This is a genomic window from Amycolatopsis sp. NPDC059021, assembly GCF_042739895.1.
GTDB lineage: Bacteria > Actinomycetota > Actinomycetes > Mycobacteriales > Pseudonocardiaceae > Amycolatopsis.
Genome location: NZ_JBHYIQ010000040.1, coordinates 27,088 through 38,125, shown reverse-complemented (window position 1 = coordinate 38,125; position 11,038 = coordinate 27,088). Strand labels below are relative to the sequence as shown.

Here is an 11,038-nt window from a genome sequence, read left to right as displayed (position 1 = left end):
TCGGGGGCTGGTCTTTTTGTTTAACCCACACCCCCTTGGGCGGCCCGCGCCCCGGTGCCCGCCGGGGCCCCCGGGGCCGGGGGCCCACGGCCCCGCGATCAGCAACGCCAGGCTTTGACCTTGTAAGGACTCCAGGCGCCGTCCGTCTTCTTGTAATACGGTCCGCGGTAGATCTCCTTACCGTCGACCTGCGCACAGGCGCCGCCCGCCACGTAGAAGCCGTCGGTGTCCTTGAAATGAATCCCATAGCGCGTGGACACCTGACCGGGGTCCAATCTGAACGCCTGAGTGAAGTCGTCGTGGATGCCGTCGTCCACATCACTTCCGGTGATGTTGAACCCGTCCTTGTAGTAGTCCCAGATGAGACTGCTTTTCTCGTTCTCCCAGAAGCGGTTCCACGGCGTCCGGGCGATGTTGTGATCGACCGTGGGTGTCGGGTCGCCCGCAGGATAGGTCTTGTCCCACGGATAGTCCCAGTTGCTGAAGATACCGATACTGACATTACTGGCCGGATCGAGCTCGATCACTCCACAGAAGAGTGAGCAATTCCCACCGGCGTACGCCGGCGCGGTTCCCGTGAGCACCGTGCTCCCGATGGTCGTCACCGCGACGGTGGCCACCACGGCCACCGAGCGAGCCAGCCTCATCATCTTCCTCCTGGACATCAGGGTATTCCTTTTGACGTGCGGAAAAAACGGTCAATTCGCGCTTGCGGACGGAAGATCACCGCACACGTCAAATTAGCGCCGCCCGCCGGGACCGGTCCCGAAGCCGGGCTCATCTCGATCACCCTGTTCTGTCCTGCCCGCGCCATGGGCATACTTGTCCGGTGGCGGACACGCACAACGAGCTGAGCGGGGTGGTGGTCGGCACCGTCGTGCAGGCCAGGACCGTGACGTTCGCCGGTCGGGCGCACCAGCCGGGGCCGGTCTGGATGGTGCCGGAGCCCGCGAGGGAACTCGTCGAGCGGGCCGGGGCCGCCGAGCGGCTGGCCGCTTCGATACTCGCCGGTGACGCCACGGTCGGCGTGGCCGGCGCCGGCGGGTTCGGGAAGACGACCCTGGTCGCCCAGGTCTGTCACCGGGTGCGGGACTCCTTCCCCGGCGGCGTCCTATGGGTGACGCTGGGCGAGCAGGTGCCGGATCCCGTGCTGGCGGACAAGATCAACGACCTCAGCGAGCTGCTGAGCGGGAGCCGTCCCACGCTGGTCGACCCGGCCGCCGCCGTGCACCGGCTGGCCGGACTGCTCGGCGATCGCGAGCCGGCGCTGCTGGTGGTCGACGACGTGTGGACGGCCAGCGGGCTGGCCCCGTTCCTGCGGGCCGGTGTCCCGGTCGTGGCGACGACCCGGTCCCGCGGCGCGCTGCCGTCCACCGCGCGGGTCGTGACCGTGGAACCGTTGAGCCCGGACGAAAGCCGGTCGCTGCTGGCCCTCGGTGTGCCCGGACTGACCAGGACCGACCAGCTGCTCCGGCTCACCGGCCGGTGGGCGCTCCTGCTCGCCCTGGTCAACGGCGCCATCCGGCAGGCCGTCGCCGAGGGGAGTTCCCCCGACGCGGCGGCGGACCTGGTGGCCGGACAGCTGTCCCTCGACGGTCCCGGCAGCCTCGACCTCGACAGCGCCGACCGCAGGGACCACGCCGTCCGCGCGACCGTCGAGGCGAGTATCCGGCGCCTGGATCCGGTGGGCCGCGACCGGTTCCTGGAGCTGGGGGTGTTCCCGGAGGACGTCGGCATTCCGGTGGCGGTGGTGCATCTCCTGTGGGGCGCGGCCGGGCTGGCACCCCCGGAATGCCGTCGGCTGACCCGCCGGCTCGTCGACCTGTCGCTCGCCGAGGTCCGCGGCGAAACGATGCGGCTGCACGACGTCCTGCGCACCTACCTGCGCCAGGCGCTCGGCGCGGACGAACTCGCCGACGTCAGCGGCAGGCTGGTCGAAGCGCTCCGTGCGGAGGCGCCCGCCGGCTGGACGACGGCCAGGCCGTACACCCTCCGGCACCTGGCGGGGCACGCCGCCGACGCGGGCAGGCTCGACCCGCTGCTGGCCGACGCGGCGTTCCTGCTCGCCGCGGACCAAGCCGCGCTCCTGCCCTGTCTGCCCATGGCGAAGAGCGCGCGAGCCCGGACCGCCGCGCTCGCCTACCAGCGCGCCGCGCACCACCTGCGCGACCAGCCCCCGGGGGAACGGCCCGCCTACCTGGAACTCACGGCACGTCAGACCGGCGCGGACGAACTCGCCGAAGCGGCGGGCGTGCTCACCGAAAGCTCACCGTGGCGGTGCACCTGGACCGACTGGCACACCGAGCCGCCGCACCAGATCCTGACCCGGCACAACGCCAAGGTCATCGACGTCGCACCGGTCCCGTTCGCCGACGGCCGGGTGCTGGTGTTCAGCCTCGACGTCGGCCACCACGTCCGGATCGTCGAGGCGCACAGCAACCGGCGTGCCGACTCGCCGTGGCCTCTGCCGGAACTGGTGGACGCGCTGGCGTGCGTCCCGGTCACGGGTGGCGGTCACGTCTTCGTGGCCGGCACGGTGACCGGAGAAGTCCGGGCCTGGGACGTCGACAGCGGAAAACCCGTGAGCTGGGAGCTGCCGCCGCTCCCCCTCGATCCTGTCGAAACCGTCGATCCCTGGGACGCGCCGGCGGCAGACGAGCACACCGAGGATGCCCCGGCGGCGCCGGAACCGTCCGAGCCCGACGACCCCGAGCCGGGGACGGCGGACTACGTCGAAGAACTGCTCGCGCTCGAACCACCCGGACCGGACATCGACTGGTATGACTACTGGAACAACTACCGCGACGACATCCAGCCCGGGGTGCACCGGATCCTGTGGACCCCGGCGCCCGGCGGACCGGTGGTCGCCGTCGTGCGCGCGCACCGGTTGGTCGACCTCGTCGCATCGACGGTGTCCTATCAGGACGTTTCGGTGTGGGCCATCGATACCGCCACAGGCCGCAAGATCCGCGAGCCGTGGCACGGAGCGGCGGGCAGGTTCGTTCTCGACCTTCAGTCCACTTCGGACAGAGGTGATCACCGGGCGACGGTGTCCGGCGCGAGTTGGAAACACTCCTGGGACGTGATCAGCGGAAAAGTGCTCGAGGACGCGCACGGGTGCTCCGCACGATCCCCGGTCGCCACCTGGCTTCCGGACGGGAGCGAGGTCAGCTGCTATCGCGACGGCAGGATGTGGATCACCGCAACCCCGGCCGACCGTGCGGGCACCCTCGTGCACGCGCACTCGGGCCCGATCCAGGCCGTGGCCACGACCGCGCTGCCGGACGGCCGTGTCGTGGTCGTCACCGGCGGGTTCGACGATCGCACGGTGCGGCTGTGGGACGTGCGCGACCTGCTCGGCCGGGACGAGCCGGATCACACCACCGGGGTCGCGCACGTGGCTGTCGCCGGTGCGTTCCTGGTGACCGGGCACACGGGCCCGGTCCTGCGGGTGTGGTCGGCCGGACGGCCGGTTCGCGAGGTGGCGCTCGACGCGCCACCGGCGGCGCTCCTCGCGGCGGGCGGCGAAAACGGCCCGCTGGTGGTGTGCGACGCCGGTCAAGGACCGCCCACGCTGGTCGACCCGGCCACCGGCGAACGCAGCGGCGGCCCCGCGGCCATCACGGGCCGCGCACTCGCCTGCACCACCACCGCGGACGGACAGCGCGTGCTCCTCACCGACGACGAGGACACCGTCCGCGCCTGGGACCTGGCCGACGGCACCCAGCTCTGGCACTTTTCCGCGCGGGAAGCGACAGCCACGGGCACGTCCGACGGGCAGTTCGCCGTCAACAACGGCACCACCGGCCGCGTGAGCATCCACGACGCGCGAACCGGACGGGCGCGGGGCCCCTCGATCACCTTCTGGTCAGGGAAGGCGATCATGGTCGGCGTGCTGCCGGGGACGGACGTGACCGGGGACGAGCCGCTCGTGGTGTTCCACCACGCCTTCCTGCACGCCTGGGCGCCGGGGGCGGACACGCATCTGGCGGCGAGGTCGCTGAACGACGCGGTGTACGACACCGCCTTCCGGCGTCGGCCGAACCACGGCGGCGCGCTCATCGCCAACGACACCGCGCTCCTGCGCCTCCCCGGCGGCCCGGCCGTCGCCGCCCTCGGCGGCCGCGTCCTGCGGCTCGCCCGCCTCGTCCCCGCCCCCGAGCCGGAACGATCGAAGAGGCTCGATCGCCCCTGCGAGTGGGAAGTCCTCTGCGACGTCGATCTCGACACCGAGGTGACGGCACTGGCGGTTGATCACGACGGCACCCTCGTGGCCGGCACGGCACGCGGCATCGCACGCCTCCGGCTGACGGACCAACCCCGGCCGGCCGGGTAGCCCCGCACCGCGGTGTCCACTGTGGACTCCGATATCGCGCCGATTCCGCCGGAGCCATCGGGGCACCAACGGATTTCCGCTTGTGGCAATTGCCGCTTCCGGAAGCCCATCGGGGTTTGGTCGCCCTTCCCGGCTTGTTACGTTCGGTCACAGCGCGCGCTGTCCACCCATTGCGACCCAGGGAGAGGTGAGCGGAATGAAGGAGTACGAGACCCCCACGCTGACGGAGGCCGGCGAATTCGAAGAGGTCACCGGACTGCTGCAGTTCCACGGCAACGACCGGCTGATCCTCAGCAAGAACTGAGCACGCCGAACGTCGATGCCTGAAACAGTGGGCATGCTGGGTCACGGCGAGGAGTACTTCGCGGTCTTCCCCGACCACGAGGCGGGCCTTGCCGTGGCCCCGCGGTTTTTCGCGCAGGGGTCCCGGACGCTGCACCACGTCTCGGGACGACCGTGGCTGACCGGGCGCTGGCGCGACGGCGGGATGGTGGCCGCCCGCGCCGGGGAAACGCTGCTGGCGGTGATCGGCTGCTGCCCGGTCACGGAAGACGAACTGACGGCCGAGGCCGGGCGAGTCCGTGATCTCACCCAACTCGGCGCGCTGGCACGGAAGCTCCCGGGCAGCTTCCACCTGATCGCCGCCGTGCGCGGCCGGTGCCGGGTGCAGGGCACGGCGTCCGGTCTGCGGCTGGTCCATCACGCGAACGTCGGCGGTGTCGCGGTCGCCGCGGACCGCGCGGACATCCTCGCCGAGGTCACGTGCGCGGACATCGACGAGCAGACCGTGGCGGTGCGGCTGCTCTTCCCGGTCCCGCATCCCTTGCTGCACAAGCCTTTGTGGCACGGTGTCGACGGCGTGCGTCCCGGGGAAGCACTGGTGCTCGAGCCCGACGGCCGCACGGCGACGGTGACCTGGTGGCGGCCACCCCGCCCGGTCCGCGGTCTCGCCGAGGGCGCGCCGCTGGTCAGGGAAGCGCTCACCGCCGCGGTGGACGCGCGTACCCGGGACGGCGGAACTGTCGCGTGTGATCTTTCCGGCGGCCTGGATTCGACTTCGGTCACCTTTCTCGCCGCGCGCGGCAACGCGCGCGTCATCGCGAGCACCTGGCCGGGCCTCGACCCCGCGGACGACGACCTCGGCTGGGCGAAGCGGGCGGCCGCTCACCTGCCCGAAGTCGAGCATCTGGTGTGGGACGCGGCGGCCTCCCCGCTGGTCTACGAGAAGCTGCTGGAAATCGACGATCCGCTCGACGAGCCCAGCATCGGCATGCTGGACAGGGCGCGTCTGCTCAGCGACCTGGAACCGCTGGCGGCCAAGGGAAGCAGGATCCGGCTCACCGGCATCGGCGGGGACCACGTCGCCTGGTGTTCCGAGGCGCACTACCACACCGTGCTCCGGCGGCGGCCGCTGTTCGCACTCCGGCAGCTGCGGGGTTTCCGCGCGTTGTTCACCTGGCCGCGTGGCGCCATGATGCGGGCACTCGCCGATTCGCGGTCGTACCGCCGATGGCTCGCCGACGCCGCGGAGGACCTGTCCGCGCCGAAGACCGCGCCGGTGACCGCGGCCCTGGGCTGGGGCTGCCCGCCGCGGTTGTTCGACTGGGTGACCCCGGAAGCGGCGCGGCTCGCCGCGGCGGCCATCCGCGAGGCGGCACGGTCGGCGGAACCGCTCGCCGCCACCCGCGGGGAGCACACCGACCTCGACCAGATCCGGTCCTGCTCGCGGATCATCAGGCAGTGGGAGCAGATGAGCGCGCGGGCCGGGCTGCCGATCCAGTCGCCGTATCTCGACGACCGGGTGATCGAGTCCTGCCTGGCGATCAGGCCGGAGGACCGGGTGACGCCGTGGGCCTACAAGCCGGTGCTGACCGAGGCGATGCGGGGCGTGGTGCCCGCCGAATGTCTCGCCAGGACCAGCAAGGCGCAGGCGTCGCTGGACGCGGCGGCGGGTCTGCGGGAGAACCGGGGCGATCTGGCCCGGCTCTGGGACGACCCGATACTGGCGCGGCTCGGTCTCGTCGACCGGGATCGCTTGCGCGCCTTGGCTTCCCGCCCGGACACGCCAGGACTGCGCGAGGCGGTCCTCTACTCGACCATCGGCTGCGAGGTCTGGCTGCGCACGCTTGCGAAGTAGTCGCCGATTTTCCAGGAGGAGAGATGGGCCTCACGTTACGCGCTGAAGTGTCCGTTGTGGACACCGACTACGGGAGTGTGCTGCTCGACGAGCGCGCGGGCCGGTATTTCCAGCTCAACCCGACCGGCAAGCTCGTGGTCGGCGCGTTGCTCGAGGGCCGGAGCGCCGAACAGGCCGCCGAGGCGCTCGCCCGCGAATACCGCGTGTCGAGGGAACAGGCGGGGCGGGATGTGACGGCGCTGGTGGCGGGACTGCGTTCGGCCGGGCTGGTGACACCGTGACCACGCCGAGCGCGCTCGGCCGCCCGCTGCCGGTCCCGCTCGCGCGCCGGCCGGCCGCCCTGCTCGCGGTGGTACTGGCCAAGCTGATCGCCAGGCTGCCGCCCCGGCGGATCAAGGCCCTGTTGCGCGTGCTCCGTCGTGGCGCCCGCCCGGCGTCGTACGAGCAGGCGAAGTCCGCGCGGGACGCCGTCCTCGCGGTCAGCCTGACCTGCCGGGGCCCGCAGGGCTGCCTGCCGAGGTCGCTCGCCGCCACCGTCCTGTGCCGCTTCGGCGGTACGTGGCCGACCTGGTGCGCCGGTGTCCGGGTGAAGCCGCCTTTCGGCGCCCACGCGTGGATCGAGGCCGAAGACCGGCTCGTCGACGAAGGCGCGCCGTCCGGGTATTTCGGGCGGCTCCTCGCCGTCGGGCCGCCGGAATGACCGCTCGCGCCGGATTCCGCGATCTGCTGCGGCTGACGACGGGGCACCGGCGGGTCCTGGCCTTCGCCATCGCGCTCACCGTCACCGCCTCCGGCCTCGGCATGCTGCAGCCGTTGCTCGTCAGGAACGCCGTCGACACCGTCGGCACGCGGCCGCTTCCGTGGTGGCTGATCGCCGGGATCACCGCGCTCTTCCTGACACAGGCCACAGTGGACGGTGCGGGCCTGTTCCTGCTGGAGCGTTCGGGCGAGGGTGTCGTGCTCGGGGTCCGGCGCGGCCTGATCGCGCGGCTGTTGCGGCTGCGGATGCGGGAGTACGAGGATCACCGCCTCGGTGACCTCATCGCGAGGCTCAGCGTCGACACGACCGTACTGCGCGACGTCGTCTCGACGGCGTCCGTGCACCTCGTCTCCGGCGGGCTGACGGGAATCGGCACGGTGGTGCTCATGCTGCTGCTCGATCCCGTGTTGTTCCTGATCGTGGCCGCGACGGTGGCGGTCGCGGCCGTCGTCGTCGTGTCGTTGCTCGGCAGGCTCCGCGCGGCGGGTGAACAGACGCAGCGCGGCGTCGGCGAGATGACCGCCGATCTCGAGCGCGCGCTGGGCGCGATCCGGACGGTCCGGGCGAGCAGGGCCGAGGCAAGGGAGGAACGGCGGATCGCCGGGCGCGCCGAGTCCGCCTACGCCGCCGGGGTGCGCGCGGCCAGGCTGACCTCGGTGATGACGCCGGCCGTCGAACTGGCCATCCGTGGTTCGCTGCTGCTCGTCCTGCTCATCGGCGGGACGCGGGTGGCGGCGGACGCCACCTCGCTCGGGAACCTGGTGGCGTTCCTGCTGTACGCCACCTACCTGGTGGTCCCCCTCGTGTCGCTGTTGCAGGGTATCGGCCTGATCCAGCGGGGAATGGGCGCGATGCAGCGGGTGCACGAGGTCGCGGCGATTCCCGTCGAAAACGAAACCGGAACCCGTCGCCCTCCGCCGCGGGAACCACGCACCCCCGTGCTGGAATTCCGCGACGTCCGGTTCTCCTACGCCACGCGGCCGGTGCTGAACGGAGTGTCGTTCACCGTCGGCGCGCGGGCGAATATCGCACTGGTGGGTAAGTCCGGCGCGGGCAAGTCAACAATTTTCTCACTGGTGGAGCGATTTCATGAACCGGTTTCCGGAAGCGTGCTGCTGAATGGTGTCGATGTCACCCGCCTGCACCGCGACTACTGCCGTTCGCGTATCGCGCTGGTGGATCAGAACGCACCCATCCTGCACGGGACGTTGCGCGAGAACCTGACCTACGCGGCACCGGAGGCCGACGACGCGGCGCTCGCCCGGGTTCTCGACCTGGTCTGCCTCACGGAGCTGGTCGGCCGGTTGCCGGACGGGCTTGTCAGCCAGGTGGGTGAACGCGGCACCATGCTCTCCGGAGGCGAGCGACAGCGTGTCGCCATCGCGCGCGCCCTTCTCACCCGGCCCGACCTGCTCTTACTCGACGAACCGACGGCACACCTCGACGCGATCAACGAACGGGCGCTGACCGAGGCCCTCGCGCGCATCGCGGAGGAATGCGCGCTGGTCGTCATCGCGCACCGGCTGTCCACCGTCCGCGGCGCCGACCACGTCATCGTGCTCGACGAGGGCAGGGTGGACAGCCGCGGCAGCCACGCGGAACTCGTCGAAACCAGCGAACTCTACCGCCGGCTCATCACCAGTCAATTCGCCGAAGATCGCTTCGCCACCACTGCCCGATTGTCGGTATCCCATCCCCTGGATGGCCCTGGCGAACCGTCCGCGCACTGCTAAGAATTGATCCCGTTCCTCGTTCGCTGCGCTGTTCTGATGGGCCCGGTGGTAGTCGAATGTCGTTCAACCAGCTGACCGACGGCCAATTGTCCCGCCGAATGGATTTCGTCGAGATCCTGCCCGATCGGACCGCGGTACTGAGAAGAATCGATCGGCTGGCCGAAATGTCGAAATTCGTGCACGGGGTTTTGTGCGGGACATGGGCCGACAAGTGCGATCCCGCGCTCCTCGAATGCCCCGTGGCGGGCAGCGGGCGGCGCCGGCTGCTGGTCGACCCGAGGCTCGTCGGCCTGGACCGGCTGCGCAGCCAGGCGTCCGGCCGGAGCACGGAGGTCAGGGTCCACGACGGCACGCTGCGGCACATGCTGATCTTCGGCACCCGGTTCGCGGTGCTGCCACTCGACGAAGGAGATCTGGACGCCGGCGCACTCGTCCTCCACACCCCGATCACCGTGCTGTGCAACCAGCTGTTCGACATGCTGTGGGCGGATTCCCGGCCCCTCGGCGACGGCCTGCCCGAAGGTGCCGGGCTGTCCGTGCGCCAGCTCGGCGTCGCGGAACTCCTGGTCGAGGGCGCGACGGATCACCAGGTGGCGAACCGGCTCGGGCTCAGCAGCCGCACGGTACGCACCGTGGTCGCGGAACTGCAGCACCGTTTCGGCACGACGTCACGGATGGCGCTCGGCTTCCGGCTCGGCGCGCAGGGCGTCAGCGGCACCGCGCCGGAGGCCACCGCCGCGTGCGGACCTCGATCGCTTCCCGGGCCGCCGGGGTGATCCGGTCCACCAGTGTCCTTTTCGGACGTCCGCTATGGACTCACCGAGGATCAGGCCGCGGGTTCGAGCAGGATCTTCTGGGCACCGTCCTGTTTCTTCTGGAAGATTTCGTACGCCTTGGGCGCGTCGTCGAGGGGAAGCTTGTGCGTCGCGAATCCTTCCACGCCGAGCGGATCGCCGTCACCGGTGAGCAGCGGCAGGAGTTCGCCGACCCAGTGCCGGACGTTCGCCTGTCCCATGCGCAGCTGGATCTGCTTGTCGAACAGGTCCATCATCGGCAGCGGGTCGATCGCCCCGCCGTAGACGCCCGACAGCGAGATCGTGCCGCCCCGGCGGACGCTGTCGATCGCGGCGTAGAGGACGCTGAGCCGGTCGATCCCGGCCCGTTCGGTCACCTTTTCGGCCAGTGGCCCCGGCAGCAGGCCCGCGAGATCCTGCGCGAGCTTGCCCAGCGGGGCACCGTGCGCCTCCATCCCGACGGCGTCGATCACCGCGTCCGCACCACGCCCGCCGGTGACCTGCCGGATGGCGTCGCCGATGTTCCGGTGCTCCCGCAGGTCGAACACCGTCGCGCCGTGGGCCCGTGCCCTGGCCAGCCGCTCGGGCACCAGATCGACGCCCAGCACCTTCCCCGCGCCGCGGTGCGCCGCGATCCGGCAGGCCATCTGGCCGATCGGGCCGAGGCCGAACACCGCGACCGACCCCTCCGCCGGGATGTTCGCGTACTCCACCGCCTGCCACGCGGTCGGGACGACGTCGGACAGGTAGACGAACCGCTCGTCCGGCGGGCCGTCGGGCACCTTGATCGGGCCGTACTGCGCCTGCGGGACCCGCAGGTACTCGGCCTGGCCACCGGGAACGGAACCGTAGAGCTTGGTGTAGCCGAACAACGCCGCGCCCTTGCCGTGCTCGGTGACCTGCGTCGTCTCGCACTGGGACTGCAGGCCGCGCTCGCACAGGTAGCAGCGCCCGCACGCGATGGTGAACGGGACCACGACCCGGTCGCCCGGCCGCAGGTCCGGCACCTCGGACCCGACCTCTTCGACCACCCCCATCGGCTCGTGCCCGAGGATGTCGCCCTCGGTCAGGAACGCCCCGAGCACCTCGTACAGATGCAGATCCGAGCCGCAGATACCGGTCGAGGTGATCCGGACGATCGCGTCGGTCGGCTCGGCGATCCGCGGATCGGGCACCGTCTCGACCCGGACGTCCCGTTTCCCGTGCCAGGTAACGGCTTTCATGGCTCTCCTTCCGGACGTCGGTTCGCCGCACGGGTTCCCTCCGGCGCGCCCGGCA

General features: G+C 70.9%; 9 protein-coding genes. 7 read left to right on the top strand and 2 right to left on the bottom strand.

Annotated features, from left to right (window positions below; genetic code table 11):
• Positions 1 to 98 precede the first annotated feature (98 nt).
• Positions 99 to 665, bottom strand: coding sequence for a hypothetical protein (locus ACFWX1_RS23475; RefSeq protein WP_378390606.1), 567 nt, complete (start codon positions 663 to 665; stop codon positions 99 to 101).
• A gap of 164 nt (positions 666 to 829) precedes the next feature.
• Between ACFWX1_RS23475 and ACFWX1_RS23470 the strand changes: the two genes are divergently transcribed.
• The 7 genes from ACFWX1_RS23470 (at position 830) to ACFWX1_RS23440 (ending at position 9,742) form a co-directional block, all read left to right on the top strand.
• Entirely contained in the window at positions 830 to 4,336 is a 3,507-nt protein-coding gene (locus tag ACFWX1_RS23470) for an NB-ARC domain-containing protein (protein ID WP_378390604.1), read from the top strand.
• Between the two features lie 196 nt (positions 4,337 to 4,532).
• Positions 4,533 to 4,640: a keywimysin-related RiPP gene (locus tag ACFWX1_RS23465; RefSeq protein ID WP_378328187.1), complete on the top strand. Its 108-nt coding sequence runs from the start codon at positions 4,533 to 4,535 to the stop codon at positions 4,638 to 4,640.
• A 15-nt stretch (positions 4,641 to 4,655) separates the two neighbouring features.
• Entirely contained in the window at positions 4,656 to 6,473 is a 1,818-nt protein-coding gene (locus ACFWX1_RS23460; protein ID WP_378390602.1) for a lasso peptide isopeptide bond-forming cyclase, read from the top strand.
• A 23-nt stretch (positions 6,474 to 6,496) separates the two neighbouring features.
• On the top strand, positions 6,497 to 6,754 hold the full coding sequence (locus ACFWX1_RS23455; RefSeq protein ID WP_378390600.1) for a lasso peptide biosynthesis PqqD family chaperone: 258 nt from the start codon (positions 6,497 to 6,499) through the stop codon (positions 6,752 to 6,754).
• Positions 6,751 to 7,173: a lasso peptide biosynthesis B2 protein gene (locus ACFWX1_RS23450; protein ID WP_378390598.1), complete on the top strand. Its 423-nt coding sequence runs from the start codon at positions 6,751 to 6,753 to the stop codon at positions 7,171 to 7,173. The genes ACFWX1_RS23455 and ACFWX1_RS23450 overlap by 4 nt, the downstream gene beginning before the upstream one ends.
• On the top strand, positions 7,170 to 8,966 hold the full coding sequence (locus tag ACFWX1_RS23445) for an ABC transporter ATP-binding protein (RefSeq protein ID WP_378390596.1): 1,797 nt from the start codon (positions 7,170 to 7,172) through the stop codon (positions 8,964 to 8,966). Before ACFWX1_RS23450 ends, ACFWX1_RS23445 begins: the two co-directional genes overlap by 4 nt.
• 56 nt (positions 8,967 to 9,022) lie before the next feature.
• Positions 9,023 to 9,742 (top strand): LuxR C-terminal-related transcriptional regulator, encoded by a 720-nt coding sequence (locus ACFWX1_RS23440; RefSeq protein ID WP_378390594.1) that lies wholly within the window; start codon positions 9,023 to 9,025, stop codon positions 9,740 to 9,742.
• Positions 9,743 to 9,792: 50 nt separating this feature from the next.
• On the opposite strand, the gene ACFWX1_RS23435 is transcribed toward ACFWX1_RS23440, so the two are convergent.
• Positions 9,793 to 10,983, bottom strand: coding sequence for a zinc-dependent alcohol dehydrogenase (locus ACFWX1_RS23435; protein WP_378390592.1), 1,191 nt, complete (start codon positions 10,981 to 10,983; stop codon positions 9,793 to 9,795).
• Positions 10,984 to 11,038 lie beyond the last annotated feature (55 nt).